This is a genomic window from Enemella evansiae, assembly GCF_004362375.1.
GTDB lineage: Bacteria > Actinomycetota > Actinomycetes > Propionibacteriales > Propionibacteriaceae > Enemella > Enemella evansiae.
In genome coordinates this window covers 601,643-628,201 of the sequence record NZ_SNXA01000008.1, presented here as the reverse complement: position 1 = coordinate 628,201, position 26,559 = coordinate 601,643, and the positions used below count along the sequence as shown (strand labels likewise).

The window sequence follows — 26,559 nt, the reverse complement described above, 5'->3', positions numbered from 1 at the left end:
GACCGGACGCCCCGGGTCCGGCAGGCTCGGAGCATGGATCTGCGACTGACACCCAAGCTGCTGCTCGACGACCCCGACGCGGCGATCACCTTCTACACCAAGGCATTCGACGCCGACCTCACGTTCCGGATGGCCGACGACCGGGGTGTGGTGGTGCACGCCGAGCTGGAGCTCGAGGGCGGCGGTTTCGCGCTCGGGCAGAGCGTCGCCGAGTGGGGCTGGCAGGATCCGGGTTCGACCGGCGGGTCCCCGGTGCTGATCCTGCTCACCGTGCCCGATCCGGACGCCACCGCCGCGCGGATGGTGACCGGTGGGGCCGAGATCGTGATCCCGATCGAGGACCGCCCCTACGGCCGCCGCGAAGGCCGGGTACGCGATCCGTTCGGACACCTCTGGGTGCTCGGCACCGAACTGTGACCGCCGGGCCGGGTTCGCGGTGATTTTTACACTTTGACACTTTTCGTTACTGTGTATCCATGCGCGAGGCGAACATCGAGGAGGTGCTGAGGGCGGCGTACCGCTGCTTCTGCACCCATGGCTTCGCCGCCACCTCGGTCACCGAGATCGCCCAGGAGGCGGGCCTGTCCCGACCGACGATCTATCGGCATGTCGGCGGCAAGGAACAGGCCGAAACCCTGTTGATACAGCGAATCCTCGAACATCAGCTGGCCCTGGCCCGGACGGCGGCGAGTGCCGAGACCGGCATCGCGGACCGGGTCTGCGGCGTACTCGGCACCAAGATCGATCTGGCCCTGCGGCTCAAGGCCGACAGCCCCCGGCACGCCGAGGAGTTCCTTGCCGGTACCTCGGTGCGCCAGGCCGATGCCGTCCAGGAGTTCGTCGGCGGCCTCGGCGACCTGCTCACCGGAATCCTCACCCCCACGGGGAATCCCGACATCCCCGGCCTTGTCGACGTTCTGCTCACCTACGCCCGCGGCCTGGAATCCGACCTGGCCGACCCGGCGACCACCCATGCGCGGTTGGCGTCGGCGGTGCGACTGGTGATCGGAGAACGCGCCGACCCGATCGACCAAGGAGCTCGACCATGACGACCGTGACCGAACCCGGCCCCAACCGCTACTACCGCGACCAGCGAGCCTGGCAGGAACTGCAGCAGTTCCTGCCGGCCGAGTACCGGATCGACGAACAGACCGCGCCCACCGAGGAGTTCTGGCAGTGGCAGGGCCACCAGGTGCACCTGGAGCGTTATGCCCGCCCGGACTCGCCGGTGAAGGTGATCCTGCACCACGGAGTCGGCACCAACGGCCGGCAGCTGTCGCTGATCCTCGGCCGGCCGCTGGCCGAGCGCGGGATCGAGACGGTCGCGATCGACAATCTCGGATACGGCCTGACCCCCGTCGATCCCCGGGACCCGATCAGCTATGCCGACTGGGTCGAGTTGATGGTCGACTTCGTCACCGCCGAGCTGGACCGCGATGACCGGCCCATCTTCCTCTACGGCCTCTCCGCCGGCGGCATGCTCACCTACCAGGTCGCCGCGCGGTTCGAGCGCGGCACCCTGGGCGGGATCATCGGGATGACCTTCCTCGACCAGCGCGACCCCCGGGTACGCCGGGAGACCGCGCGCACACCGTTGGTCGGTGCGACCGCCGGTCTGCTCGCCCCGATCGCGGCGAGCCCGTTGGGCACGCGCCGGATCCCAATGAGTTGGGCGGCGAAGATGAGCGCCCTGGCCAACGACCCGGGCCCCATGCAGGTCTTCATGGCCGATGAGACCTCCGCGGCCAACAAGGTGTCCTTGCGTTTCCTGAACAGCTATCTCACCTACCAGCCGGCCCTCGAACCGGCCGACTTCGACCGCTGCCCGGTGCTGCTCACCCAGCCGGCGGCGGATCGCTGGTCGCCGCTGGAGCTGAGCGAACCGGTGCTGTCGGCGATCACCCAGGTGCCGGTGCACACCGTGCTGCTGGATGGTGCCGGACACTATCCGCTGGAGCAGCCCGGGCTGCGGCAGTTGCAGGACGTGGCCCACGAGTTCGTCAGCGGAACCTTCCGGCCCGGGCGGCGCTGACGGAGCACGCGGCGGCTGGCTAGCCTCGGCGGTGGCCCATCCCCCCACCCCGAGGCTCACATCATGCACAGCAGGAATTTCCTCGCCCGTACGACGATTCTGCTCACCGCACTCCTGACCCTGACCGTCGCGATCGGCACCCTGCCGGCACGGGCGGCCACCCGGACCGTCGACGTCGCCGGCGCGATGGCCGACAACACCGGCACGGCCCAGGTCACCGGTTACGTGGTCGGCCAGCCGACCGGCAGCGACACGATCACCCGGACCGCCGGTGACAACTACTCCCTGGCACTGGCCGACTCCGCGACCGAGACCAACCCATCGAAGATGCTGTTCGTCCAGGTCACCGCCGCCTACCGCGCCCAGTGGGGACTGAAGTCCAATCCCGAACTCCTCGGCACCCGGATCAGGGTCACCGGCACCCTGCAGGCGTACTTCTCCCATCCGGGACTGAAATCACCGACCGCGTTCGCCACCGGATCCGGTACGCCGACACCCACCGGTTCGCCCACGGCCACCCCGACCAGCTCCCCGACGCCGAAGCCCACCCCCACCAGCACCGCCACCCCGGGGCCGGATCCGACCGGCTATTACGCCGGCACGGCCGGCCTGACCGGCGAGCCGCTGAAGCAGAAGCTGAACCAGATCATCAGCCGCCAGACGGTGCTGTCCTATGACCAGGTGTGGGACGGAATCGCCGACACCGATGAGGATCCGGCCAATCCGAACAACGTCATCCTGCTCTACACCGGACGGTCCCAGGCGAAGTCCGAGCGCGGCGGTGATGTCGATGACTGGAACCGCGAGCACGTCTGGGCCAAGTCGCACGGTGACTTCGGCACGGCCAACGGACCGGGTACCGATCTGCACCATCTGCGCGCCACCGACGTGACGGTGAACTCCACCCGCAGCAACAAGGATTTCGACCTGGGTGGCGACCCGCTCACCGAGGCACCGGCGAACCGCACCGATGCGGACTCGTTCGAACCGCGTGATGAGGTGAAGGGCGATGTGGCCCGGATGATCCTCTACATGGACGTGCGCTACGAGGGCGGGGACGGCAGGCCCGATCTGGAGGCCGTCGATCGCGTCGGCACCGGGACCGCACCCGAGATGGGCAAGTTGTCGGTGCTGCTGCAGTGGAACGACCAGGACCCGGTCTCCGAGACCGAACGTCGCCGCAACGAGGTCATCTTCACCAAGTGGCAGGGCAATCGGAACCCGTTCATCGACAACCCGCAGTTCGCCCGCGCGATCTGGGGTTGACCCACCCGCAACTCAGCGGGCGCACCGCCGAACCCGCTCACCGCCCGAACGGTAGTAATCGCTTACTCTTGATCGATGAGCGAGGAGTGACCCACTGGGGGTAGTCCGCCCGATATCGCAATTGTTGTTGAGATTTTCCGCAGAGCTCTTGCCGATCAACACAGTATGCGTTTACATTCAGTCCACCCCCAATGACGAGGAGTGGAAGACTCAATGTCGACGTCGAACCTCTGCAACGAACCCCATCCATCCGACCGTGCGGGTCTGAGCCGTCGCACCCTGCTGGGCGGCGCGGCGGCCCTCGGGGCCGCCGGCGCCCTGGGTCTCGGCGGCGCGCTCGCCGGCACCCGACCGGCGGCCGCGGTCACCCAGCAACGCACCCAGCTGACCACCGCCTGCATCGCGGCCCGGCCCACCGAGCAGGATCGAACCTTCCAGGTGCTGACGGCGAGCGATCTGCGCTCCACCGGTTACTACCTGCCACCGAACACCGAACTCCGGGTGACCGTGGCCGCCGCCACCGCCGAACGCTGTGAACTGGTCGTCGGCGCCCCGGACACCCATCCGGATCCGAGCAAGCGCGCGCCGCGCAGCTACCCCCTGCGTACCGGATCACAGAAGATCACCGACCCGATCGGCGGGGTCCTCTACTGGAAGGTGATCGGGTCGCAGGGCTACCTGCGCGCCACCCTGGGCGAGACCGCCCAACCCATGCCGTACTTCGTCTACGGCGAAACCAATGAGCTGGAGTTCCAGCGCCAGCTCGACTCTCGCCCGACGCCGTTCGTCGAACTGGTGAGTGCCCACGCCATGCTCACCGTGCACCGCGAGTCGATGACGCAGTACCGCGGTGAGGACCACAACGAACTGATGAGCCTCTACGAGGAGATCATCGGCATCGAGGATGCCGTGGCCGGCATGGACGGCACGACGCCCACCCACGCCCGGTTGGCGCACAAGTATCACTTCATCACCTTCCCCGGTGGCATCGCCGGTGTCGGGGCGTACGCCACCCACGGTCACATGTCCTTCCCCACCCCGATCCAGGACCGGTTGCTCACCGTCGAGGGGGTGCGGATGCGCGGCTGGGGCCTCTACCACGAGCTCGGGCACCAGCATCAGCAGACGGTCTACAAGCCGTCGTCGCTGACCGAGGTCACGGTGAACATCTACGCCCTGGCAGTGAATGCGGCCTTCGCCGTCAAGTACGGGCAGCTGCCGCGGCTGCATTCACCGCAGGCCGACGGGCAGAGCGAATGGGAGCGGGCCTTCCCGAAGATCGGATCGCCGGGGGTGGACTTCTTCACCACCTTCACCGCCTTCGAGAAGGTCGTCATGTTCGAGCAGTTGCGCCTGGCCTTCGGGGACGACTTCCAGCCGAAGGTGCACAAGCTGATCCGGGATGAGCGGCCCGATCCCGGTGCCTACGACGACGAGGCGTACCGACTCGGTCAGCTCGTCTTCTACTATTCGAAGGCCGCCGGTGCGAACCTGCTGCAGTTCTTCGACCGGTGGGGGATGCCGATGACGGCCGACACCCGGAACCGGGTGACCGCCCTGGGTCTTCCGCAACCGTCGGTGGACCCGAGCACGATCCGCGATGAGCAGGGCGCCCGGCTGACCAGCCGGATCCTCGCGTCACCGCAACTGCGCACCGCGAACGGTCTTCGCTGACGCAGCGGGATCAGTCCTCGAAGGCCTCCGGCGGCGGGCAGGAGCAGATCAGGTTCCGGTCGCCGTAGGCACCGTCGATCCGGGAGACCGCCGGCCAGTACTTGTCGTGGCCGATAGCCTCGATCGGGCCGGCATGCCGACCCGCCGGGTAACCGGCGATCGTCCGCGAGTAGGGATGGGTCCACTCGTCGGCGGTCACCCGGAGCAGCGGGTGCGGCGCGTTCGCCAGCGGGTTGTCATCGGCCGGCCACTCCCCCGCGGCGACCTGGTCGATCTCGCGGCGGATCGCGATCATCGCGTCACAGAAGCGATCCAGCTCATCCAGGCTCTCCGATTCGGTCGGCTCGACCATCAGGGTGCCGGCCACCGGGAAGCTCATCGTCGGGGCGTGGAAGCCGTAGTCGATCAGCCGCTTGGCGACATCGTCGACGGTGATCCCGGTCCGTTTGGTGAGCGGTCGCAGATCCAGGATGCACTCGTGGGCGACCAGGCCGCCGTCACCGGCGTACAGCACCGGATAGTGCTCGGTCAGTCGATGCGCGACATAGTTCGCGGCCAGCACCGCGTGCTGGGTCGCCTGTCGCAACCCCGCCGCCCCCATCATCGCGATGTAGGCCCAGGAGATCGGCAGGATGCCGGCCGAGCCGAACGGACTGGCCGAGATCGGGCCCACCCCGGTGTCCGGGCCCGCCTCGGGCAGCAGCGGGTGACTGGGCAGATGCGGTACCAGATGCTCGGCCACCGCGACGGGTCCGACACCGGGCCCACCGCCGCCGTGCGGGATGCAGAAAGTCTTGTGCAGGTTGAGATGCGAGACATCGCCACCGAACTGTCCGGGCTGGGCGACCCCGCACAGGGCGTTCAGGTTGGCACCGTCGATGTAGACCTGACCGCCGGCCTCGTGCACCAGCTCGCACAACTCGGTGACGGTCCGCTCGTAGACACCGTGGGTGGAGGGATAGGTGATCATGATCGCGGCGAGCTGGTCGCGGTGCTGATCGATCTTGACCCGCAGGTCCTCCAGATCGACCGACCCGTGTTCATCGGACTTGACCACGGCCACCTTCATCCCGGCCATCGCCGCCGAGGCCGCGTTGGTGCCGTGCGCCGAGGACGGGATCAGGCAGACGATGCGCTGGTCGTCGCCGTTGGCGCGATGGTAGGCGCGGATGGCCATCAACCCGGCGAACTCGCCCTGGGAACCGGCGTTGGGCTGGATGGAGACCCTGGCGTACCCGGTGATCGCGGCCAGCCAGTCCTGCAGGGAGCCGATCAGCTCGAGATAGCCGGCGGCATCGTCGACCGGTGCGAAGGGGTGCAGGTTGGCGAAGCCGTCGTAGGAGATCGGCTCCAGCTCGGCGGTCGCGTTCAGCTTCATCGTGCAGGAACCCAGCGGGATCATCCCGCGGTCCAGCGCGAAGTCGCGGTCCGAGAGCGCGCGCAGGTAGCGCAGCATCTCGGTCTCCGAATGGTAGGTGTTGAACACCGGGTGGGTGAGGAAGTCCTGCTCGCGCGAGCGACCGGCCAGGTCCCCCTGTTCGCTGTCGGACAACGTGCCGCCGAGGGCCTCGGCGACGGCGGCCAGGTCGGCCTCGGTGGCGTCCTCACCGACCGCGATACCGACGGTGTCGGCGTCCACCAGTCGCAGGTGCACGCCGCCCTCGCGCGCGGTGTCGACGATCTCCGCGGCCCGGCCGGGGACGCGGAGCTGCACGGTGTCGAAGAAGGTGTCGTGCACCAGCTCGGCACCGGTCGCGGTGGCCGCGGCGGCGATCCGGCGGGCGTTGCGGGACACCTGCTCGGCGATCCGGGTGAGCCCCGCGGGGCCGTGGTAGCAGGCGTACATGCCGGCGACGACGGCGAGCAGCACCTGCGCGGTGCAGATGTTGGAGGTCGCCTTCTCGCGGCGGATGTGCTGCTCGCGGGTCTGCAGGGCGAGCCGGTACGCCGCCGTGCCGTCGGCGTCCTTGGAGACCCCGACCAGCCGGCCCGGCAGGTTGCGCTGCAGCTGGGTGCCGACGGCGATGAAGCCGGCATGCGGCCCGCCGTAGAACAGCGGCACGCCGAAGCGCTGGGAGGAGCCGACAGCGATATCGGCACCCCAGCTCGCCGGCGCCTCGGTGATCGTCTGGGCGAGCAGGTCGACCGCGGCGATCACCAGTGCATTGTTCTCGTGCGCCTTGTCCGCGATCGCCGCGAGCTCGGCCACCGGGGCGAGCCGCCCGGAGGCACCGGGGGTCTGCACGACGACCGCGAACGCCTCATGGGTCTGCAGTGCGGTGACCAGGTCACCCTCGGCCACCACGACCTCGAAGCCCATCGCGCGGGCCCGGGTACGGACCACCTCGACGGTCTGCGGCAGCGTGTCGGCATCGAGCAGCACCACATCGCCCTTGCGGGTGGCGCGGCGGGCCATCATCACCGCCTCGGCGACGGCGGTGCCCTCATCCAGCAGCGAGGCGCCGGCCACGGTCAGCCCGGTGAGGTCGGAGACCACGGTCTGGAAGTTCAGCAGCGCCTCCAGCCGACCCTGGGAGATCTCCGGCTGATAGGGGGTGTACGCGGTGTACCAGGCCGGATCCTCCAACACGTTGCGGCGGATCACCGCGGGGGTGATCGTGCCGTGGTAGCCGAGGCCGATCATCGCGGTGAGCGGATTGTTCAACGCGGCCAGCCCGGCCAGCGCGTCCTCGACGGCCTGCTCGCTGACCGGCTCCGGCAGCTCGGGCAGCTCCGCGGAGCGGATGGCGGCCGGGACGGCGCGTTCGATCAACTCATCGAGCGACCCGAGGCCGAGCGACTCCAGCATCCGGGCGGTCTCGGCGGCGTCCGGGCCGATGTGGCGGGCGGCGAATCCGGCGGGCTGGGGGTCGGACATCAGGCGTACTCCTCGCAGGCTTCCCGGTGCGCCCGCCTCTCGAGCGCCCTCGTCCTGCTCCATCCGCGATCCTAGTGCCGTCTCGCGATGCGGGCACCCCGCCAGGGGGCGCACGGTGCCGCACCCATCTCAGAACCGTTGACGGCTTGTCGACAACGGCTCTAGATTCAGGGCCCCCGAGAGAGGGAGACCCCGATGCGACGACGCACCTTCCTCGCCCTGGCCGGGGGCACGGCCGCGGCGACGCTGTCGGGGTGCACCGCGAGCGACAGCGGCGCCCTGCGCTTCGAGGGCTGGGATTTCGAACCACAGTTGGTGGAGCAGAATCTGGCCCGGTTCATGCAGCGGAATCCGCAGATCAGGGTCGAGTACACCCCGATCACCAGCGCCCAGTTCATCCAGAAGATCACCGCGGAGTTCATGGGTGGCTCCGGCCCGGACGCCATGTACATGTACGACGACTACTTGGCCAGCGCCGTCGAGGCCGAATGGTTGCAGCCGATCGACGGACTGCCGGGGGTCGACCGGATCTACGAGGCGATCTATCCGGTCAACGCCCAGGCGATGAGCTATGCCGGCAGGCGCTGGGGGGTGCCCTACTACACCGACAGCACCTGCCTGACCTACAACCGCCGGATGCTCGACCAGGCCGGGATCAAGGCGCCCCCGCGCAGCCTCGAGGAGCTGGAGGCGCAGTGCCTGACCATCCGGGACCGGACCGGGATGCGTTCGCCGGTGGGGATCAGCGCCCAGCTGCAGGACACCGCGTGGAGCTGGTGGTGGTCGCTGGTGTACGCCAACGAGGCCGACATCTTCACCCCGGAGCTGGCCCCGGCGGTGGCCGCACCGTCCTCCCCGCTGCCGGGGATCCTGGAGTGGCTGCAGCAGGCCTCGCGCAATCAGGTCGTCGACCCGGCCGCCGTGCAGACCGGTGCGATCCCGTTGGACAACGCGATGATGGCCGGCCAGTACGCGTTCATGTTCGGCGCCCGCTATTCGCTGCGGAAGTACAACGATCCGAAGAAGTCCAAGGAGGCCGGCAATCTGGCCGCGGCGCTGATCCCGGGGCTGAATCCGGACACCCGGGGCACCGCGGGCAGCACCCGGATGTATGTGATCAAGGCCGATACCGAGCTCCGCGACCAGGCGATGACGCTGCTGAACTATCTCGGCGGCTTCGGCGATGAGAACTATCCCTACACCGCGAAGTTCTGGTTCGACCAGCAGGGGCTGGGCTATCCGTTCCGGGAACTGGCGGGTGACCCGCAGATCCAGGCCGACCTGGCCAAGTGGATCGATCCGGTGGTGTACGCCGAGCTGGCCGATGCGGCCCGGCCGCGCAGCATCACCGCGGTGCCCTGGTACGCCGAGTTCGAGGCGGCGCTGCAGCGGCGCACCCAGGAGGTGTTGATCGGCCAGGTGTCCCCCGCCGACGCCTGCCGCCAGCTCGATGAGACCGCGCAGACCCTGGTGCAGCGCTATGCCTGAGGTCGTCACCGCCACCCGGTCGAGCACCCGCCGGGCCTGGCTGCTGAACCTGCCGATGATCGTCATCCTGGCGCTGCTGGTGGCGTACCCGATCGGTTATTCGTTCTGGGTCAGCCTGCACCGCTACAACGTCCGGCGGCCGCGGGCGATCCGCTTCATCGGGCTGGAGAACTATGTCTCGCTGTGGCAGGACCCGGCGTTCCTGCACTCGCTGGCGGTGACCGGGGCGTTCGTGGTGGTGGTCGTGGCGGCCACGGTGGTGCTGGCCTTGACGCTGGCGATCGTGCTGCACCAGAGCTTCCCCGGGCGCGGGGTGCTGCGTTCGCTGGCGCTGCTGCCGTGGGCGATGCCCGGGGTGGTCAACGGGCTGATGTGGCGAACCATCTTCGACGCCAAGACCGGCGCCCTGAACGGCCTGCTCACCCAGCTCGGCATCATCGACACCTATCAGGCGTGGCTCTCCTCCCCGGTCAGCGCGTTCTGGTTCACCGCGCTGGCGCAGGTCTGGAACACGATGCCGTTCGCCACGATTCTGTTGCTGGCTGGGCTTTCCACGATTCCGAAGGAGCTGCACGACTCGGCCGCGGTGGATGGTGCCGGGGTGGTCAGCCGGTTCACCAACATCACCCTGCCGTGGCTGCTGCATCCGCTGCTGATCGTGCTGATCCTGGAGACGATGAACTCCTTCCGGGCCTTCGACACGATCTATGTGCTGACCGGTGGCGGACCGGGCAACGCCACCGAGGTGATCGCGGTGCTGAACGTGCGCACCGCGCTCTTCTACACCGATTTCGGGATGGGCAGCGCGTACTCCTGGATGATCACCATCTTCACCCTGGTCATCTCGGTGATCTATGTCGGCATCCTCTATCGACGGGGGAACTTCGAGTCATGAGCACCGCCACCTCCACCCCGTCCACCGGCACGCCACCCGCGGGACCCCGGTCGGGTGCCCCGACTCCGCGGCGCCGGCGGCGCGGTCTGGGCCAGCGGATCCTGCTGTGGGTGCTGGCGTTGCTGTTCGCGGCCTGGTTCATCCTGCCGTTCTACTGGATCGTGGCGATGAGCTTCATGACCGAGGCGGAGGCGATCGCCGTGCCGCCGCACTGGATTCCGCAGAATCCGACGCTGAGCAACTACCTGAGCTTCATCGACCCGCAGGGCAACCAGAGCCTGGTCGGTGGCCGCGCGGTCGAGGAAACCCCTTTCGCACTGAGGAATTCGATGATCGTGGCGCTGGCGACGGCGCTGCTCAATCTGGTGATCTCGGTGCCGGCCGGGTACGCCTTCGCGCGGCTGGAGTTCCGCGGTTCCAAGGCGCTGCTGATCGGCTATCTGATGACCCGGATGGTGCCCAGTGTGGCGATCATCATCCCCTTCTATCTGATGATGAAACAGGCCGGGCTGCTGAACACCTACGGGGCGCTGATCCTGTCCTATCTGACGTTCACGCTTCCGGTGACGGTGTGGGTGCTCAAGGACTTCTTCCGGACCGTACCGCGGGAACTCGAGGAGGCGGCCCGGGTCGATCGGGCGAACTGGTTGCAGACCGTCTGGCACGTGTTGCTGCCGGTCTCGGCACCGGGTCTGGTGGCGGCCGCGGTGTTCTCGTTCATGACCGCGTGGAGTGAGTTCATGTTCGCGCTGTTCATGACCTCGACCCGGGCGGCGAAGACGATGCCGGTGGTGGCGGCGAACTTCGCCACCGATCTGAACACCTCGTTCACGCTGATGTCCGCCGCCGGCGTACTCGCGGTGCTGCCGCCGCTGATCCTGGTGCTGATCTTCCAGCGGCTGATCGTGCAGGGGATGGCCGCCGGGTCGGTGAAGGGCTGAGACTCAGCCGGCGTCGCGGGCGCGGCGCCGGCGGGAGAGCTCGTCGTCGAGCAGGGCCGGCTGCCCGGGCTCCTCGTCCACGGCGGCGGCTGCCTCGCTGCGCTCGGCGGGCAGCTCGAGCAGGCTGCCCTCGAGGTCCTTCCAGACCGAGCCGAGCGCGATGCCGAACATGCCCTGGCCGCCGCGCAGCAGGTCGATGACCTCGTTGTCGGTGGTGCATTCGAAGACCGAGACACCGTCGCTCATCAGGGTGACCTCGGTGAGGTCGTTGATGCCGCGGGCGCGCAGGTGCTCGATCGCCTTGCGGATCTGCTGCAGCGAGATGCCGGCGTCGATCAGCCGCTTGATCACCTTGAGGATCAGGATGTCGCGGAAGGAGTAGAGCCGGGGGTTGCCCGAGCCGGTGGCGTCGCGGATGGTGGGGGTGACCAGGCCGGTACGCGCCCAGTAGTCCAGCTGCCGGTAGGTGATCCCGGCCGCGTTGCCGGCGACCGGTCCGCGGAAGCCCACGTCCTCGGGGACCGGCGAGAAGTCACCGTCGAAGAGCAGGTCTTGTTCGACCTGCGGCTGCTTCTCCGGCTGCACCTCGCGGCTGCTGTTCACTGTTCCTCACTCAGGGGGAAGTCGGCCAGGGGCTGGCCGCTCAATCGGCCGGGTGCAAACTCCATCGGAGGTATTACCCGGTTGGGATTAACCAGCACGCTAGGCCCCGGCGCAGCGCCGGTCAACGACACCGCACCGGTGTCGCGGGCCCGGGTGAAACCGTTGCCTGCCCGAGACCTTCTCGGCAATCTCGCGCTGACTAGGGCTTTCGGTGCGGTACGCCGGGCCCCGGTGGTGCCCCGGGCCGGCTCGCGGCACGGGTCGAGTGCCACTTTAGGTTTGCCGTCCGCCCGGTGCCCGGTCATCGCCGGTGGCTCAGTTCTCCGGCGGCTCGTCGCCGGTGACGAAGTCGTCGGGGTTGACGTGGTCGAGGAACTCGCGGAACTTCTCCACCTCGTCGTCGTCCTCCTCCTCGGGGACGTCGATGCCGGCGGCGTCCAGGACGTCCTCGGCACAGAGGATCTCGGCGCCGTTGCGGACCGCCAGCGCGATCGCATCCGAGGGCCGGGACGAGATCTCGACACCGTCGATGATCAGGTTCGCCCGGAAGATGCCCTCCTCCAGTTCGGTGATGTGCACCTCGGTGAGCCGGTGGCCGAGCGCGTTCAGCACATCGAGCATCAGATCGTGGGTCAGCGGCCGCGGCGGCACCAGGCCCTCCTGCGCCCCGGCGATCGAGGACGCCTCGTTGGCACCGATCCAGATCGGCAGGTAGCGGTGCCCGCCGACCTCTCGCAGCAGCACCATCGGGATGTTTGAGGGCATCTCCACCCGTACGCCCATGAGATCGAGTTCCCGCATGGTTCAAGACTACTCGTCGTGTCGACGGAGCGCCCGCCCCCGACCGACTCCGGACCCGGGGGCGAGAAATGACCATGGAAAATTCGGACCCTCGGCTGCACTATCCGAATATAAGTACGAATATTTCATGATCATTCGCGTGACCCCGGCCTCGGGCCTCCCCCGGTTCAGCGGTCGGCGGCGATCCGCATCATCGCGGCGTGCACGTGGATCATCAGCTGGGTGGCGTCCCGGGCGACGTTACGGTTCGCCCCGGCCCGGCGCTGGAAGGGGGCGACGGCCTGCTCGATCAGCCCGTACTCGCGCCCGGCGAAGCTCTTCACCTGGCGCAGGTGCCGGGCGTCGATGCCGAACTCGGCGAGCCGGCGGGCGGCGATCGCGATCGTCACGGCGTCGCGGTTGTAGAAGGTGGTACCGCGCCGGGGCGTGATGATGTGTTCCTTCTCCAGCTCGACCAGCGCGGGCTCGGTCAGCCCGCTGGCCTCCAACAGTTCCCGCCGGGACATCCGCAGGGGCCGGGGCGGTTGACCCGCCGGCGGCCGGGGCGGCTGCACCGCCGGGGCCGCCGCACCGGGGGTACCGTCGTTCCCCTGCTCCGTGGCGACGGTGGGTCGCGGCGACTCCAGCCGGGGCGGCGCCATCCCGCGATCCATCATGTCCAGGTGCTCGCGGATCACCTTCAGCGGCAGGTAGTGGTTCTTCTGCACCGACAGGATGTAGCGCAGCCGCTCGACGTCGGTGTCGGCGTACCGTCGGTAACCGGATGGGGCGCGCTCCGGGGAGACCAGGCCCTCGCTCTCCAGGAACCTGATCTTCGAGATGGAGATGTCCGGGAACTCGGTCTTGAGGATGGTCAGGACCTGCCCGATACTGCGCATTCCCGGGGCCATCAGTCCGATGCGCGCGCCGGCTTCGCGAAGTAGACCATGCGGAACTTGCCGATCTGGACCTCATCGCCCGGCTTCAGCAGCACCTCGCCGTCGATCAGGGTGCGGTTCACATAGGTGCCGTTAAGGCTGCCGACGTCGGCGACAGTGGTGCCCTCGTCGGTCCGGGTGAAGCGGACGTGGTGCCGGGAGACGGTGATGTCGTCGAGGAAGATGTCCGAATCCGGGTGCCGCCCCGCGGTCGCCTCGTCGGAATCGAGCAGGAACCGGGCTCCCGCGGACGGTCCGCGATTCACGATCAGCAGCGCGTGGCCCTCGGGCAGCGAACCGACCGCGGCCTCGTCCTCGGCGGACAGCTCACCGGCGGCGGGGTTCTCCTCCCCCACCGAGGGGATCACCTTGGTGGTGTCGCTGCCGGCGGCGGTCTGATCGAGCTCGACCCGAATATGCTCGGTGCGCACCTGCGGCTCCCCGCACTGGCTGCAGTAATTGCTGCCCTCGGGATTGTTGTGTCCGCACTTGGTGCAATAAGGCATTCGGGTCGCCTCCGGGTTCCGGGGGTGGATTTCCCACCCTGGTTGAGCAAGTCTAGGGGGTAGTCGGTGAGCGGCGGCGGAAGCCCCGCCCGCGATCACTCCCCCACGTGCTCGGCGTACGCGTCCGCGTCCATCAGCTCGGCGTACGCCTCCTCGCCGGGTACCTCGACCTCGAACAGCCAGCCGTCACCATAGGGATCGGAGTTGATGGTTTCGGGGGCGTCGACCACGGCCTCGTTCACCTGGGTGACGACCCCGTTGACCGGCGACATCACGTCCGAAACGCTCTTGGTGGACTCCAGTTCGCCGACCGAATCGTCGGCCGAGACCTCCTGGCCGACATCGGGCAACTGGACGTAGACGATGTCGCCGAGCTGCTCGGTGGCGTACTCCGAGACCCCGACCCGCACGGTCGAGCCGTTCCCCGGGCGGACCCACTCGTGCTCGGTGCTGTACTTCAGGTCCTCGGGAAACTCTGCCATGACTCTCCTTCGGGGGGTCGGTCGGGTTCAGCGTGCGGGCTGAGCGTACTGGTGCGGTTGTGGCACGTGCAAGGAGCGCACCTGCAGCCGATCCTGCCGCTCGACGGTGATCTGCCCGCCGACCTGGGCGGAGGTGATCTCCGAGGTCAGCCCACCCCGGAACCGGGTCGCCTCGTCGAGCGCATTGGGCTCTCCGATCACCTTCATGGTCATCGGCATGGTGACCGGTTGACCATCGATCTTCAGGGCCCCCGGATTGCCGGTGATCGAGCTCGATCCCACCAGCCGGATGCTGTCGTTGACCTCGATCACCTCCGCGCCGGCATCGCGCATCTCCTCCACCGCATTCAGCAGTACGCCGACGCTCACCTTCTGTTTCGGGTCGCTGATCGTGATCCGTACGCCGGGGCCCTCGGCCGGGGCGGTACCGGCCAGCACCTGGAGCGCGTCCAGCCGCTGCCGGGCCTCGTCACGGGCGACCCGCTGGGAGTCGGCGCCGGAGGTCAGTTCGCGGCGGGAGCGTTCCAGGTCGTTGACCTCGGTCTCCAATCGGCGGGACTCCTGGCTCAGGCCGTCGACCAGCTGCACCAGGTCGGCGCGGCGGGCGGTGGCGTAGGTGTCGTCGGTGCGTTGCGCGCGGATCTGCATCACCACCGCCATCGCGACGACGCAGCAGACGACGGCGATCAGGAACTGGCTGCGGCCCGGGTGCAGGAAACCGCGCCGCAACCGCGCCCACCCGGACACCTCGGGGGTCTCGGTGGTCTGGTCCTCGGGCTGCTCAGGCACGGAACAACGCCCTCCGGATCGCGGCGGCATTGGTGAAGATCCGGATGCCGAGCACCACCACCACCGCGGTGGAGAGCTGGGATCCGACGCCGATCTGGTCGCCGACGAAGACGATCAGCGCGGCGATCAGCACATTGGAGACGAAGGAGACCGCGAACACCTTGTCGGTGAAGTTGCCCTCCAGATAGGCCCGCAGGCCGCCGAACATGGCGTCCATGGCGGCGACGATGGCGATCGGCAGATAGGGCTGCAGGACCGGCGGCAGGGTGGGCTGCAGGAAGATCCCGAGCCCGATGCCGACGGCCAGTCCGATGATGGGGATCACGGTATCCTCCTTGCCTCGCGGATTCCGAAGCCGGGGTCGGCGGCCAGTTGCAGTTCCTTGGTCTGGGCGACCTCGAAGCGGATCTGGTAGTTCTGCTGCAGGCCGGTCCACAGCCGCCCGCCCTGGCTCTCGGCGAAGCGGGCCGGCAGCTGCCGGGGGTCGCCGATCGCCTCGATCTTGTAGGGCCGGGTCAGTGAGCGGTAGTCGACGGTGATCGCGTCGCCGGCGGAGCGGATCGCGGTCCGCGCGGTCAGCCGGTGGCCGTTGATGGCGACCGCCTCGGCGCCGGCGGACCAGAGGCCGTTGGCGAGCTGCTGCAGGTCCCGGTCCAGGACCCGGTTCAGCCGGTCCTCGCGGGTGACCGGCGCGTCGTCGACGATCACCGTGACGCCGGGGCCCTTGACGGCCTGATCGCCGGTGATCGGGGCCAGCTCGTCGACCTGGGTCTGCAGCTGCCGGGCCTGGCCGTCGCCGGCCAGCGCGGTACGGCGCAGCTGGTCGTTCTCGGTACGCAGGGTGGAGAGTTGGGTGCGCAGCTCCTCCTGGCGCTGGTCCTCGGCCTTGATCCGGTCGATCAGTTGGGCGCGTTCGGCGCTCGCCGCCGGGCGGGAGCGGAAGGTCTGCACCGCGGCCAGGCTGAACAGGGTGCCGATCACCACAGCGATCGCGGCAAGTTGGAGGTGCAGGCCGCGGCGCGTCGGTTGTTCGCGTTCGGCGACGATCGCGTAGTCCGGGTCGACCGGTTGCCGCAGGATCTCGTTCAGCAGGTCCATGCTGGCGTCCGGGCGCGCGGACGGCGTCAGGTGCAGGCGTGGACTCACCGGGCAACCCTAACCGGAGGGGGGTGGCTCGGGGCGAATCGCGGCGTCGGCGTACGCCTGCAGCACCTGCGGTCCGATCTGGGCCCAGTCGAACCTGCTCGCGCGGGCGCGGCGGCCCGCTGGATCGGGGGCTGCCAGTTCGGCGGCGACCGCGGCGGCCAGGGCCGCGGGGTCCCCCGCCGGGAACCTCCGGCCGACCGGGCCGAGCACCTCACCGAATCCCGGCAGGTCGGAGGCGGCCACCCCGGCGCCGGCGGCGAGTGCCTCCGCGAGCACGATGCCGAAACTCTCCCCGCCGGTGTTGGGCGCGACCAGCACATCGGTACGCCGCAGCAGCGCGGCCTTGGTGGCCTCGTCGACGCGGCCGAAGGGGCGGACCTCGGGGGCGTCGGGCACGCTACCGGGGCCGATCAGCTGCAGCTCGAAGTCACCGATCCGGCGGCGCAGCTCCGGCAGGGCGGCCAGCAGGACCGGCAGGCCCTTGCGCGGCTCGTCGAGGCGGCCGAGGAAGGTGAGCCGGGTCCGCTCCCCCGGTTCCCGGTCCCCGGCGTACGCGCCGACGTCGATCGCGTTCGGCACGATCCGGGGTACCAGGCCCCAGTGGGCGCGGGCCGTCGCCGCGGCGGTGGTCGAGGGGGCGGTGGCGATGCCGATCCGGCGGGGCAGTCCCGGAGTGAGCGCGCCGGCCGTACGCGCGATCGCGGCCTGCCGGGACGTCGGGTCGACCGCGGCGTGGCAGGTCGCGACCACCGGCGTACCGGCGGCGAGCATCAGCGCCCAACCGGCTGCCGAGGGGGTGAAGGGTTCGTGCAGGTGCAGCACGTCGGGACGCACGGCGGCGAGCCAGCGGCGTACCCGCGCCGCCGTGAGCGGTCCGGCGGCGATGCGGGCCACCGATCCGTTCCACGGCACCGGCACGGCGCGGCCGGTCGACTCCACCCACGGTTCGGGTGCCGGCCGGCCGGGGGCGAGCACCGAGACCCGGTGCCCGCGGCGGTGCAGCCAGGCGGCCAGGCCGAGCACCTGCTGTTGGACCCCGCCCGGCCGGTCCAGGGAGTAGGGGCAGACCAGGCCGATCCGCATCAGCGGGTACGTCCGGTCGCCGGCAGGTCGAAGAACGGCTGCATCATGTGCCAGTCCTGCGGATATCGGCGGATGCCGGCGACGAATTGGTCGGCGAGGTCCTGGGTCATCGCGGCCAGGCCCTCGCGGCCGGGCCGGTGTTCGACCTCGGTGAGTTCGAGGACGATGCCGCCGGGCACGTAGTGGGTGACCGCGCCGAAGAGTGCGGCGCCGCTGGTGCGGGCGATCAGCGCCGGGCCGGCGGGCATCCGCACGGTATTGCCGGCCCAGTCGACCTCGATCCCGCCGCGGGTGAAGTCGCGTTCGGACAGCAGGCATACCACCCGGCCCTCGCCGACCGCCCGGGTCAGCCAGCGCAGGGCGCCGGTGTCGTCGTGGGCGAGCACCTCCATCCCCAGATGGGCCCGGATCTTCTTGTAGGCCTCGAACTCCCGCTCGCCAAGGTTCTCCGCGACGGTGCTCACCGGCAGGCCGGTGGAGCAGGCCCAGGCGCCGGCGAGATCCCAGTTGGCCAGATGCGCGAGCGCCACCACCGCCCCGGGTCCGGCATGGGCCTCGCGCAGCCGCTCCTCCCCCAGCACGGTGACGCTGCCCACGATCCGCTCGGTGCTCCAGCGTTGCAGCGCGAGCACCTCGATGAAGTTGCGGAGCCAGGACGCGACGCCGGCGCGCACCACGGCCCGGCTCGGCGGCGCGCCGAGGGTACGGGTCAGGTTCTCCCGGTAGGTCTGCAGGTGGGACCAGTCGAGCTGCTCCGCCGGGTACGCCGCAGCGGCGGCGGCGCGGTCGATGGCGCGCGCGGACAGATGCGGCGCGATCGCCTGTCCACGCAGGAAGATCTGCCGGTTCAGCGCATCCCGGAACCGCGTCCAGCGGGTGCTCACAGGCGCGCCCGGGACCGCTGCCGCCAGCCGCGGCGGACCGACGGCCTCGGCCCGGCCAGTTGCCGGTGCACCTCGCGCATCCGGCGGATCACGGTGAGCAGGCCGCCGGCGGCCAGCACCACCAGCATGACCTCCAGCGCGTGCGGCACCTCCAGGCCGGCGAGCAGGGTGCCGAGTACCAGCAGCGCGACCCGGTCCGCGCGGGTCAGCGGACCAGCGTCGGCGTGGCAGTCGACGGCCTCGGCGCGGGCCTTCACATAGGAGGTCGCCTGCGCGGTGACCAGCCCGAGCAGTGCGGCGGCCAGCCAGCCCCACCAGGCGTGCGAGAGCAGCAGATACACCGCGATCCCGCCGAACAGGGCGGCGTCGGCGAACCGGTCGAGGGTGGAGTCCAGGAAGCTGCCCCAGCGCGACGGCTGGCCGACCTCGCGGGCCATGTGGCCGTCGATCATGTCGGTGCAGGAGAACACCGCGACCAGCACCGCGCCCTGCCAGAGCCAGCCCAGCGGGAAGCAGACCAGGGCCACCACGGCCACCGAGACGGTGCCGAACCAGGTCACCGTGTTCGGTCCGATACCGGCCCGCAGCAGCGCCCTGGCGAGTGGCTTCATCACCACCGCCTGCACACCGCGAAACCGTTCCAGCACAGTGATTCCCCTAGTCGCCCGCGTTGTCGTCCCAGGCCGCGACCAGCAGCTGCCGGGTGTCCTCGAGCAGCTGCGGCACCGCCTTGGTGTGCCCGATGATCGGCAGGAAGTTCATGTCCCCGACCCAGCGGGGCACGATGTGCTGGTGCAGGTGGGCGGCGATCCCGGCGCCGGCGACCTGGCCCTGATTGATGCCCAGGTTGAAACCGGCCGGTTTCGAGACCGCGCGGATCACCCGCATCGCCTGCCGGGTCAGCACCGCGATCTCGACGGCCTCCTCGGGGGTCAGGTCGGTGTAGTCGGCGACGTGCCGGTAGGGGCATACCAGCAGATGCCCGGGTGAGTAGGGATACAGGTTCATCACCACATAGGCCGCACCGCCGCGGCGTACCATCAGGGACTCGGCGTCGTCCTGATGGGGCGCGCGGCAGAAGGGGCACTCCGGTTCGGAGGAGTCGCGTGGCTTGTTCTCCCCACCGATGTAGACCATCCGGTGCGGGGTCCAGAGCCGCTCGAACGAGTCCGGGACCCCGGCGAAACCCTCCGGCCCCTCGATCTGGACCGGCTCATTCCCTTCCGTCATGGGGATTCCGGCCTCAGACCTGGGCGCGGTCGGCGATCGCGGTGGTGATCTCGGTGATCGCGTCGGCGATCGGTACGCCGTTCTTCTGGCTGCCGTCGCGGTAGCGGAAGGACACCGCCCCGGCGTCGCGGTCCTCGCCGCCGGCGATCAGCACATAGGGCACCTTCTGCTTGCTGGCGGTGCGGATCTTCTTGCCGAAGCGGTCGTCGGAGGTGTCCACCTCGACGCGTACGCCGGCCCGCCGGAGCTGATCGGCGACCTCGAACAGATATTCGTCGAACTCGGCGGCGACCGGGATCGCGACGACCTGCACCGGTGACAGCCAGACCGGGAAGGCGCCGGCGTAGTGCTCGACCAGCACGCCGATGAACCGCTCGATCGAGCCGAACTTCGCCGAGTGGATCATCACCGGGGTCTGCCGGGAGCCATCGGCGGCGGTGTATTCCAGGCCGAACCGCTTGGCCATGTTGAAGTCGTACTGGATGGTCGACATCTGCCAGGTCCGACCGATCGCATCCCGTGCCTGTACGGAGATCTTGGGCCCGTAGTAGGCAGCGCCACCCGGGTCGGCGACCAGCTCCAGGCCGGTCTCCTCGGCGGCCAGCTGGAGCACCTCGGTCGCAGTGCTCCACTCCTCGTCGGAGCCGATGAACTTGTCCTTCTTGGCATCGTCGCGGGTGGACAGCTCCAGATAGAAGTCGTCCAGGCCGAAGTCGCGGAGCAGGCCGAGGACGAAGTTTAACAGGTGCTTGATCTCCGCCGGCGCCTGCTCGGGCGTGACATAGGAGTGCGAATCGTCCTGGGTGATCGAGCGGACCCGGGTCAGTCCCTGCAGCACGCCGGACTTCTCGTTGCGATAGACGGTGCCGAACTCGAAGAACCGCAGCGGCAGCTCACGATAGGAGCGGCCGCGGGAGCGGAAGATCTCGTTGTGCATCGGGCAGTTCATCGCCTTCAGCCGGTAGAGCTGACCGTCGTCGTCGATCGGCGGGAACATGCCGTCGGCGAAGTAGGGCAGGTGCCCGGAGGTGTAGAAGAGGTCCTCCTTGGCGATGTGCGGCGTACCGACGTAGCTGAAGCCCTCCTCCAGGTGCCGCCGGCGGACGTAGTCCTCCATCTCGCGCTTGATCACACCGCCGTTGGGGTGGAAGACCGGCAGGCCAGGGCCGATGTTCTCGGGGAAGGAGTAGAGGTCCAGCTCGACGCCGAGCTTGCGGTGGTCGCGCCGGGCGGCCTCCTCGAGCCGGTGCTGGTAGGCCTGCAGGTCCTCCTTGGTCGCCCAGGCGGTGCCGTAGAGGCGCTGCAGCTGCGGGTTGTTCTGGTCACCCCGCCAGTACGCCGCGGAGGTGCGGGTGAGCGCGAAGGCCGCCTTGTTGATGTACCCGGTGTGCGGGACGTGCGGGCCCCGGCACAGGTCTCCCCAGGCGCGGTCGCCGTTGCGGCGTACGTTGTCATAGATCGTCAACTCGCCGGCGCCGACCTCGACCGCGGACCCGTCGTCCTCCGACGCGTTGCCCTTGAGCTGGACGAGTTCGAGCTTGAACGGCTCGTCGGCGAGTTCGGCGACGGCCTCCTCGTCGCTGACCGCGCGGCGGACGAAGCGCTGCTTCTCGCCGATGATCGAGACCATCTTCTTCTGCACGGCCTTGAGGTGCTCGGGGGTGATCGGCTCCTCGAGCAGGAAGTCGTAGTAGAAGCCGTCGGTGATCGGCGGACCGATGCCCAGCTTGGCCTCGGCGCGCAGGTCCTGCACGGCCTGGGCGGCGACGTGGGCGGCGGAGTGGCGCAGGATCGACAGGCCCTCGTCGGAGTCGATCGTGACCGGCTCGACGGCGTCGCCCTCGGTGAGCGGGTGGGCCAGGTCGCGGGTGGTGCCGTTGACCCGCATCGCGACGATGCTGCGATCCTCGCCGAACAGGTCAAGCCCGGTAGTGCCCGTATCCACCTGTCGCTGGTTCTCGGAGCCGACGAGGTCGATGGTGATGGACACGTTTCCCTTCCTGCCCCCACCGGGTGCGGGGCGCGGCGTCCATTCTGCCAGCAGCGCCGGGCTCACGCCGCCATATACGCCCGCCGGGCCAACCACCACTTCATCAGCAGGTAGCGCAGTGCGCCGCCGATCGCGGTACCGACGACGATCATCGGCAGCTGCCAGGCGGTGCCGAAGCCCTCGACGCAGTTGGTGAGCACGGTGCTCAGCGCCAACCCGATCAAGGTGGTACCGAAGGCGACGACCGAGTCCAGGCCGGCGCCGCGGGCCCGGCGTACCCCGTAGGTGACGCGGCGGTGCACCAGGTTGGTGATCACCGTGGAGACCGCGAACGCGGAGAGGTTGGCGGCCGTGGTGGAGAGGACCAGCTGGGCCAGCGCGAACAGCGCGACCTGCAGTGCGGTACCGCTGGTGCCGACGGCCACGAACCGCAGCGCGGCCCCCAGCTCGGCCTGGCTGAGCGGGAGGGCGTGGGTTGCGGCGCGCGTGGTCATGACAGGACTCTCGCGTCACCGTCGGTGAAACTCGTGGGTGCTCGCTGTGCGTTCCCTATGAGGCCCGGATCACACGCCCCGAGGGAACCCGCCGGTTGAGCGCGTCCCCCCGCCGGTTGAGCGAGCGAAGTACGAGCGAGTCCCCCCGCCGGTTGAGCGAGCGAGGTACGAGCGAGTCGAAACCAAGGGGCGCCCCGCGATTGACAGCCCACGTGTGACTTCTCGCCCAGCGGTCCCGCCTGCCATGATCGATCCATGCGCTGGGCTGCATTGGGGATCGGGTCGTTGCTGCTCTGCGCATGCGCCCCGACGGTGAACGTCAACCTGCCGGCCCCGGCAGGCACACCGATCAGCACCTCCCCGCCGAGCCGGTCGCCCGAGTCATCACCGACACCGACCGGTGCGCCAACCACGACTCCCCCACCCACCGCGGCACCCACCACCGAGCAAGTTCGACCGGCCGGTCCGCAGACGCTGCGTCTCAGCTATGGACAGACCGCGCGGTTGCGCTACTTCGATGTCACCGCACTGCGCCAGGAGTTCGGCAAGGACCAGATCTCGATCGGCTGGAAGGTCCGGGTCTGCTACGCCGCCCCACACCCGGAGGCCGGCAGTGACGGGCGAACCCGGGTCAGCAACAATCCGTGGTCGGTACGCGTCCGCGACGGCGAGGGCGGTGGTCAGGCGAAGACGGTGCCGATCAGCAGTCTCCCCCGCGATGCCGGCTGGGTACCGGAGTTCCGTGAGACCCGGTTGGCTCTCGGCGAGTGCCAGGAGGGCTGGTTGCCGGTGAAGCACGAGAATCCGGATCTGCAGTGGAACGGGCTGACCTACGCACCCGCCGACTTCGGAGATCGGATCACCTGGAGTTGATCAGCCCCAGGCGGCCGCGAACCGGGTGCGCAGATCGTGCAGTCGCTCGACCGGCTCGTTCGCGTACACCAGCCGCAGATACTTCTCCCCCGACGGTCCCCAGCCGTCCATAGGTGTTGCCGCGATCCGCCCGCGAGCGAACAGCAGCTCCGCCGCCTCTCCCGGCGCCATGCCGAGTTGCGCGGTGTCGATGAGCACCGACCAGCCGCCGTCCGGCGGAATCACCGGATAGTCAGTGAGTTGCTGCACGATCAGGTCTCTCCGGGCGCGCCAGGTGTCGACCGCACGTCGCACATCCTCGTCGGCGTCAGGGGCCCTGAGTGCCGCGGCGACCGCTTCCTGGGCGAGCCCGACCTGGCAGACGACATTGCTGAGGCCGACCAGATTGATGTCCGCGATGATCTCGGCGGGGCCGACGACCCAGCCGACGCGCCAACCGATCATCCGGAGCTCCTTGGACGCCGCGCCGACGGTGATGGTCCGCTCGGTCAGTCCGGCCACCCGAGCAGGATGGAGGCGTTCCCCGTCATCGAAGCGGATCCGTTCCATCGCGGCGTCGTCGATCAACCAGGCGCGGTGCCCCTCGAGTGCACCGGCCAAGGCCTCCCAGTGTGCGCGGCCCAGCACCGATCCGGTCGGCATCGCCGGCGACATCATCAGCACCGCCGCGGTACGGTCGGTGATCGCGGCAGCGAGCTCCTCGGGGTCGACCGTCCACCCGGATGACCCCGCGACGAGCGGCACGAACCGCGGTACGCCGCCGGCGATCCGGATGCGGTTGACCAAGCCGGCATAGATCGGATCGACGAGCACCACCTCGTCCCCGGGTTCGACGACCGCGAGCAGGGTGTTCAGGATCCCGTTGAGTCCGCCGGCGGTGATGAGTGACTCCCGGTACGGGTCGTACTCGTGGCCTGCGCACCTGCTGACGTGTGCGGCGGCGGCTTCCCGCAGTGCGACGGATCCCTGGAAGGGGAGGTAGCTGTTCGCCGAGTCCTCGTCGACAGCGACACGGGTACGCTCGAGAGCGACGGCCGGCGGCCGCAGGTCGGTGTCGAGATTCTCCAACCTGAGCAAGGAAGCGTCGCGTTCTCGATCCGCACGGTCCCCCATCTCGTCGACGCCGATTCCCGGGATGTGCTGCAGACGCGTGACTGGCATGGCTCCCTCTTCCGTAGTCGTTCTGTTTACAGAACGATAAGCTGTTGCCATGCCTAGACGTCAAGACCCCGACGGTTTTCCGGGCCTCTCGATGGCCATCGGGAACCGGGTGAAGCAGTTGCGGACCCGACACGGGGTCTCACTGTCCGCACTGGCGGCGGCTACCCGGCTCGGCAAGGGCACCCTCTCGGAGTTGGAGCGCGGGCGGCGCAATCCGACCCTTGACACACTGTTCGCGATCGCGACCACCCTGTCGGTCCCACTGAGCGAACTGCTGGTGACCGACGGCGAGACAACTGGCGGTCAACGGGCGCAGGGGCAGAGCGTGCAGGCCGAGCTGATTGGGCGGTGGACCGATCCTGGCCAAGTGGTCGAGGTCTATCGGATGACGATCAGCGCGGGGCGGCGGGATTCCAAAGCGCACACTCAGGGCGTGCTCGAAACCGTGACGGTGATCAGCGGAGAGGTACGGGTGGGCGCGACCGGCGACCCGGCCCACCTCGGGACCGGACAGAGTCACACCTTCGCCGGTGATCAACCCCACCACTACAAGGGGATTGCCGACCACAGCAGCACGGTCCTCGTGATGCGTTACCCCACCTGAGACTCACGCCCTCGCGCAGCCAGGGCGTCAGCGCGCGAGGGACTCCTCCCCCCCGGGCCGCGGTCACGGCCTCCTGGACACGCCGCCGCTCGTCCGCACCGTAGGTCTCCCTGGTGACCACGATGGCCGTCAGGCCGATGAGCGCGGCCGCCAGGTAGAGCAGGGCCGCTCCGGGCCAACCCATCACACCCACCAGGGCGGCAGCCAGGAAGGGAGCGAACCCTCCGATGGTGGCCGCCAGCTGATACCCGAGCGACGCTCCCGAGGTCCGCGTGGCGGTCTTGAACTGTTCGGTGAGCAGGGATCCCTGGACCCCGGTCAGGGTGGCGTGGATGACGCCGATACCGATGATGAACACCGCGGCGATGAGCACGGGCAGACCGGTGTTGACCAGCAGATACATCGGGAACGCGAAGAGCACGGCCGCAATGCACCCGGCGATATAGAGGGGCCGCCGGCCCACCCGGTCGGTCAAGGTACCGGCGATGAACGTGACGAAGATCGCCAGGATGCTGGCGGCGGTGATGGCCCCGAGCGCGAGCGGGCGCGCCTCCGGATTGTTCTTGGATACATACGAGAGCAGGTAGGTGGCCGTCGAGTAGTAGGCGAACGATTCCACCACCCGCAACCCGATGACCTTGAGGATGCTGCGCCAGTCCTTACGGAGGGTTGCCAGCAGCGGGTTCCGTTCGGTCCGGCCCTGGGCGACCGCCTCGGTGAACTCCGGAGACTCCGACAGCCGACTGCGCACGATCAGGCCCACGATCACCAGTATCGCGCTCACCAGGAACGGCACTCGCCACTTCAGGTCACCCTCGAGGTTGGACGAGACCAGGAACATCGCGCTGGCCAGTGCGATGCCGACCGGGTTCCCCGACTGCGGAATGGCGGCGAACATGCCGCGCCGGTTCCACGGTGCGTGCTCGTACGCCATCGTCACCGCACCACCCCATTCGGCACCGAACGCCAATCCCTGGATGATCCGAACGGTCACCAGCAGAAGCGGCGCCACCACGCCCGCCGTGGCGTACGTGGGTAACAATCCGATGAGGAAGGTCGCGAAACCCATGACCAGCATGGCGCCGACGAGGACCGGTTTCCGTCCGAATCTGTCGCCGAGGTATCCACCGAGGGCACCACCGACCGGGCGCATGACGAAACCCACCGCCAGCGTGGCGAATGCCAGCAGTGTGCCGACGAACGGATCGCCTTTGGGGAAGAAGACCGCGCCGAAGTACAGCGCGGCCGCCGTTCCGTAGGAGATGAAGTCGTAGTTCTCGATACTGGTGCCGAACGCGGCGGCGACCGCTGTCTTGACGCGGTCCTTGGATCCCAGCGGTGCAGATCGTGCGTGATGTTCAGGTGCGGTGGACATCGGATCTCCTTTGATCGGTCCGGTTTTCGGGTCAATCCCCCCGGTTGGGAAGCAGATCGTCGAATGCGTTGAGTTTCGTCACTCGGCGGCGGGTGTCCTCGTCGTCGTCGAAGGTGGCGTTGAGGAAGTTGGCGACGATCTCCGGGATGAACGCCCGGGGTGCGAGCCACGCTCCGAGCGCGATCGCGTTCGCGTCGTCGTGTTCGACCGCCTGATGGGCGGAGTACGGCTCATTCGCCAGCCCACAACGGATTCCGGGGATCTTGTTCGCGGCCATGATGGCGCCCGCCCCCGTACCGCAGACCAGGATCGCCCGATCGGCCTGCCCATCGAGGACCGGCTGGCAGGTGGCCATGGTGATGTCGGGGAAGTCGACGGGGGTCGTGTCGGAGGTGCCACAGTCCAGCACCTCGTGTCCCAGTTCGGAGACGGCCCGCATCACCGCCG

Annotated in this window: 27 protein-coding genes and 1 pseudogene; 10 read left to right on the top strand and 18 right to left on the bottom strand. The window is 68.9% G+C overall.

Going from position 1 to position 26,559, the window contains the following annotated elements:
* Positions 1 to 33: 33 nt before the first annotated feature.
* The 5 genes from C8D81_RS03585 (at position 34) to C8D81_RS03565 (ending at position 4,972) form a co-directional block, all read left to right on the top strand.
* Positions 34 to 417, top strand: coding sequence for a VOC family protein (locus tag C8D81_RS03585; protein WP_094358322.1), 384 nt, complete (start codon positions 34 to 36; stop codon positions 415 to 417).
* A gap of 59 nt (positions 418 to 476) precedes the next feature.
* Positions 477 to 1,049 carry a TetR/AcrR family transcriptional regulator gene (locus C8D81_RS03580; protein WP_094429552.1) on the top strand — a complete coding sequence of 191 codons (573 nt, stop codon included), beginning with the start codon at positions 477 to 479 and terminating at the stop codon, positions 1,047 to 1,049.
* The gene (locus tag C8D81_RS03575) at positions 1,046 to 2,032 is read left to right on the top strand and encodes an alpha/beta hydrolase (RefSeq protein WP_094429551.1); all 987 of its coding nucleotides are present in this window, start codon (positions 1,046 to 1,048) and stop codon (positions 2,030 to 2,032) included. The genes C8D81_RS03580 and C8D81_RS03575 overlap by 4 nt, the downstream gene beginning before the upstream one ends.
* Before the next feature lie 63 nt (positions 2,033 to 2,095).
* On the top strand, positions 2,096 to 3,298 hold the full coding sequence (locus C8D81_RS03570) for an endonuclease (RefSeq protein ID WP_133625567.1): 1,203 nt from the start codon (positions 2,096 to 2,098) through the stop codon (positions 3,296 to 3,298).
* 213 nt (positions 3,299 to 3,511) lie between these two features.
* Positions 3,512 to 4,972 (top strand): M60 family metallopeptidase, encoded by a 1,461-nt coding sequence (locus tag C8D81_RS03565; protein WP_094429550.1) that lies wholly within the window; start codon positions 3,512 to 3,514, stop codon positions 4,970 to 4,972.
* A 10-nt stretch (positions 4,973 to 4,982) separates the two neighbouring features.
* On the opposite strand, the gene gcvP is transcribed toward C8D81_RS03565, so the two are convergent.
* Positions 4,983 to 7,850 carry an aminomethyl-transferring glycine dehydrogenase gene (gene gcvP, locus C8D81_RS03560; protein WP_094429549.1) on the bottom strand — a complete coding sequence of 956 codons (2,868 nt, stop codon included), beginning with the start codon at positions 7,848 to 7,850 and terminating at the stop codon, positions 4,983 to 4,985.
* A gap of 195 nt (positions 7,851 to 8,045) precedes the next feature.
* On the opposite strand from gcvP, the gene C8D81_RS03555 reads away from it, so the two are divergent.
* The 3 genes from C8D81_RS03555 to C8D81_RS03545 are packed head-to-tail and all read left to right on the top strand — an operon-like array spanning position 8,046 to position 11,174.
* Entirely contained in the window at positions 8,046 to 9,338 is a 1,293-nt protein-coding gene (locus C8D81_RS03555) for an extracellular solute-binding protein (protein WP_094429548.1), read from the top strand.
* Positions 9,331 to 10,233 carry a carbohydrate ABC transporter permease gene (locus C8D81_RS03550; protein ID WP_166646658.1) on the top strand — a complete coding sequence of 301 codons (903 nt, stop codon included), beginning with the start codon at positions 9,331 to 9,333 and terminating at the stop codon, positions 10,231 to 10,233. The genes C8D81_RS03555 and C8D81_RS03550 overlap by 8 nt, the downstream gene beginning before the upstream one ends.
* Positions 10,230 to 11,174 carry a carbohydrate ABC transporter permease gene (locus C8D81_RS03545; RefSeq protein WP_094429546.1) on the top strand — a complete coding sequence of 315 codons (945 nt, stop codon included), beginning with the start codon at positions 10,230 to 10,232 and terminating at the stop codon, positions 11,172 to 11,174. Before C8D81_RS03550 ends, C8D81_RS03545 begins: the two co-directional genes overlap by 4 nt.
* Before the next feature lie 3 nt (positions 11,175 to 11,177).
* On the opposite strand, the gene C8D81_RS03540 is transcribed toward C8D81_RS03545, so the two are convergent.
* The 14 genes from C8D81_RS03540 to C8D81_RS03480 form a co-directional block, all read right to left on the bottom strand.
* Positions 11,178 to 11,777: a MerR family transcriptional regulator gene (locus C8D81_RS03540; protein ID WP_133625566.1), complete on the bottom strand. Its 600-nt coding sequence runs from the start codon at positions 11,775 to 11,777 to the stop codon at positions 11,178 to 11,180.
* A gap of 315 nt (positions 11,778 to 12,092) precedes the next feature.
* Positions 12,093 to 12,578, bottom strand: coding sequence for a bifunctional nuclease family protein (locus tag C8D81_RS03535; protein WP_133625565.1), 486 nt, complete (start codon positions 12,576 to 12,578; stop codon positions 12,093 to 12,095).
* Between the two features lie 167 nt (positions 12,579 to 12,745).
* Positions 12,746 to 13,468: a transcriptional regulator FtsR gene (ftsR, locus tag C8D81_RS03530; RefSeq protein WP_133625564.1), complete on the bottom strand. Its 723-nt coding sequence runs from the start codon at positions 13,466 to 13,468 to the stop codon at positions 12,746 to 12,748.
* Positions 13,468 to 14,001: an FHA domain-containing protein gene (locus C8D81_RS03525; protein WP_133625563.1), complete on the bottom strand. Its 534-nt coding sequence runs from the start codon at positions 13,999 to 14,001 to the stop codon at positions 13,468 to 13,470. Before C8D81_RS03525 ends, ftsR begins: the two co-directional genes overlap by 1 nt.
* A gap of 95 nt (positions 14,002 to 14,096) precedes the next feature.
* Entirely contained in the window at positions 14,097 to 14,483 is a 387-nt protein-coding gene (gene gcvH, locus C8D81_RS03520) for a glycine cleavage system protein GcvH (protein WP_133625562.1), read from the bottom strand.
* A 27-nt stretch (positions 14,484 to 14,510) separates the two neighbouring features.
* A complete protein-coding gene (locus C8D81_RS03515; RefSeq protein WP_229237909.1) occupies positions 14,511 to 15,272 on the bottom strand; it encodes a DUF881 domain-containing protein in 762 nt (253 codons plus the stop codon).
* Positions 15,265 to 15,597 (bottom strand): small basic family protein, encoded by a 333-nt coding sequence (locus tag C8D81_RS03510; protein WP_133625560.1) that lies wholly within the window; start codon positions 15,595 to 15,597, stop codon positions 15,265 to 15,267. The genes C8D81_RS03515 and C8D81_RS03510 overlap by 8 nt, the downstream gene beginning before the upstream one ends.
* Positions 15,594 to 16,418: a DUF881 domain-containing protein gene (locus tag C8D81_RS03505; RefSeq protein WP_133625559.1), complete on the bottom strand. Its 825-nt coding sequence runs from the start codon at positions 16,416 to 16,418 to the stop codon at positions 15,594 to 15,596. The genes C8D81_RS03510 and C8D81_RS03505 overlap by 4 nt, the downstream gene beginning before the upstream one ends.
* 9 nt (positions 16,419 to 16,427) lie before the next feature.
* On the bottom strand, positions 16,428 to 17,501 hold the full coding sequence (locus tag C8D81_RS03500; RefSeq protein WP_133625558.1) for a glycosyltransferase family 4 protein: 1,074 nt from the start codon (positions 17,499 to 17,501) through the stop codon (positions 16,428 to 16,430).
* Positions 17,501 to 18,385: a phosphatidylinositol mannoside acyltransferase gene (locus C8D81_RS20805; RefSeq protein WP_166646657.1), complete on the bottom strand. Its 885-nt coding sequence runs from the start codon at positions 18,383 to 18,385 to the stop codon at positions 17,501 to 17,503. Before C8D81_RS20805 ends, C8D81_RS03500 begins: the two co-directional genes overlap by 1 nt.
* Positions 18,382 to 19,032, bottom strand: coding sequence for a phosphatidylinositol phosphate synthase (pgsA, locus tag C8D81_RS03495; RefSeq protein ID WP_133625557.1), 651 nt, complete (start codon positions 19,030 to 19,032; stop codon positions 18,382 to 18,384). The genes C8D81_RS20805 and pgsA overlap by 4 nt, the downstream gene beginning before the upstream one ends.
* A gap of 10 nt (positions 19,033 to 19,042) precedes the next feature.
* The gene (locus tag C8D81_RS03490) at positions 19,043 to 19,615 is read right to left on the bottom strand and encodes an HIT family protein (protein ID WP_133625556.1); all 573 of its coding nucleotides are present in this window, start codon (positions 19,613 to 19,615) and stop codon (positions 19,043 to 19,045) included.
* Positions 19,616 to 19,628: 13 nt separating this feature from the next.
* On the bottom strand, positions 19,629 to 21,605 hold the full coding sequence (gene thrS / locus C8D81_RS03485; RefSeq protein ID WP_133625555.1) for a threonine--tRNA ligase: 1,977 nt from the start codon (positions 21,603 to 21,605) through the stop codon (positions 19,629 to 19,631).
* Positions 21,606 to 21,667: 62 nt separating this feature from the next.
* Positions 21,668 to 22,099: a GtrA family protein gene (locus tag C8D81_RS03480; protein WP_133625554.1), complete on the bottom strand. Its 432-nt coding sequence runs from the start codon at positions 22,097 to 22,099 to the stop codon at positions 21,668 to 21,670.
* A gap of 255 nt (positions 22,100 to 22,354) precedes the next feature.
* Between C8D81_RS03480 and C8D81_RS03475 the strand changes: the two genes are divergently transcribed.
* Entirely contained in the window at positions 22,355 to 22,972 is a 618-nt protein-coding gene (locus tag C8D81_RS03475) for a hypothetical protein (protein ID WP_133625553.1), read from the top strand.
* Here the strand turns inward: C8D81_RS03475 and C8D81_RS03470 are convergent, their stop codons facing one another.
* Entirely contained in the window at positions 22,973 to 24,133 is a 1,161-nt protein-coding gene (locus C8D81_RS03470; RefSeq protein WP_094429536.1) for a pyridoxal phosphate-dependent aminotransferase, read from the bottom strand.
* A gap of 49 nt (positions 24,134 to 24,182) precedes the next feature.
* Here C8D81_RS03470 and C8D81_RS21835 point away from each other — a divergent pair.
* Positions 24,183 to 24,641, top strand: a pseudogene (locus tag C8D81_RS21835) (helix-turn-helix domain-containing protein); the annotation flags it as partial.
* Here the strand turns inward: C8D81_RS21835 and C8D81_RS21465 are convergent.
* Both C8D81_RS21465 and C8D81_RS03455 read right to left on the bottom strand, forming a co-directional pair.
* The gene (locus tag C8D81_RS21465) at positions 24,589 to 26,112 is read right to left on the bottom strand and encodes an MFS transporter (protein WP_229119396.1); all 1,524 of its coding nucleotides are present in this window, start codon (positions 26,110 to 26,112) and stop codon (positions 24,589 to 24,591) included. The pseudogene C8D81_RS21835 and the gene C8D81_RS21465 overlap by 53 nt on opposite strands.
* A 31-nt stretch (positions 26,113 to 26,143) precedes the next feature.
* A complete protein-coding gene (locus C8D81_RS03455) occupies positions 26,144 to 26,551 on the bottom strand; it encodes an RpiB/LacA/LacB family sugar-phosphate isomerase (RefSeq protein WP_229119395.1) in 408 nt (135 codons plus the stop codon).
* Positions 26,552 to 26,559: the final 8 nt, after the last annotated feature.

Coding starts and splice junctions, on each gene's coding strand:
- C8D81_RS03535 (WP_133625565.1), bottom strand. CDS start 12,578: ATGCGGGAACTCGATCTCATGGGCGTACGGGTGGAGATGCCCTCAAAC.
- gcvH (WP_133625562.1), bottom strand. CDS start 14,483: ATGGCAGAGTTTCCCGAGGACCTGAAGTACAGCACCGAGCACGAGTGG.
- C8D81_RS21465 (WP_229119396.1), bottom strand. CDS start 26,112: ATGTCCACCGCACCTGAACATCACGCACGATCTGCACCGCTGGGATCC.
- C8D81_RS03555 (WP_094429548.1), top strand. CDS start 8,046: ATGCGACGACGCACCTTCCTCGCCCTGGCCGGGGGCACGGCCGCGGCG.
- C8D81_RS03585 (WP_094358322.1), top strand. CDS start 34: ATGGATCTGCGACTGACACCCAAGCTGCTGCTCGACGACCCCGACGCG.
- C8D81_RS03565 (WP_094429550.1), top strand. CDS start 3,512: ATGTCGACGTCGAACCTCTGCAACGAACCCCATCCATCCGACCGTGCG.
- C8D81_RS03570 (WP_133625567.1), top strand. CDS start 2,096: ATGCACAGCAGGAATTTCCTCGCCCGTACGACGATTCTGCTCACCGCA.
- C8D81_RS03480 (WP_133625554.1), bottom strand. CDS start 22,099: ATGACCACGCGCGCCGCAACCCACGCCCTCCCGCTCAGCCAGGCCGAG.
- C8D81_RS03525 (WP_133625563.1), bottom strand. CDS start 14,001: ATGCCTTATTGCACCAAGTGCGGACACAACAATCCCGAGGGCAGCAAT.
- C8D81_RS03575 (WP_094429551.1), top strand. CDS start 1,046: ATGACGACCGTGACCGAACCCGGCCCCAACCGCTACTACCGCGACCAG.
- C8D81_RS03550 (WP_166646658.1), top strand. CDS start 9,331: ATGCCTGAGGTCGTCACCGCCACCCGGTCGAGCACCCGCCGGGCCTGG.
- C8D81_RS03580 (WP_094429552.1), top strand. CDS start 477: ATGCGCGAGGCGAACATCGAGGAGGTGCTGAGGGCGGCGTACCGCTGC.
- gcvP (WP_094429549.1), bottom strand. CDS start 7,850: ATGTCCGACCCCCAGCCCGCCGGATTCGCCGCCCGCCACATCGGCCCG.
- C8D81_RS03545 (WP_094429546.1), top strand. CDS start 10,230: ATGAGCACCGCCACCTCCACCCCGTCCACCGGCACGCCACCCGCGGGA.
- C8D81_RS03455 (WP_229119395.1), bottom strand. CDS start 26,551: ATGCGGGCCGTCTCCGAACTGGGACACGAGGTGCTGGACTGTGGCACC.
- C8D81_RS03490 (WP_133625556.1), bottom strand. CDS start 19,615: ATGACGGAAGGGAATGAGCCGGTCCAGATCGAGGGGCCGGAGGGTTTC.
- C8D81_RS03470 (WP_094429536.1), bottom strand. CDS start 24,133: ATGCCAGTCACGCGTCTGCAGCACATCCCGGGAATCGGCGTCGACGAG.
- C8D81_RS03475 (WP_133625553.1), top strand. CDS start 22,355: ATGCGCTGGGCTGCATTGGGGATCGGGTCGTTGCTGCTCTGCGCATGC.
- C8D81_RS03500 (WP_133625558.1), bottom strand. CDS start 17,501: ATGCGGATCGGCCTGGTCTGCCCCTACTCCCTGGACCGGCCGGGCGGG.
- ftsR (WP_133625564.1), bottom strand. CDS start 13,468: ATGGCCCCGGGAATGCGCAGTATCGGGCAGGTCCTGACCATCCTCAAG.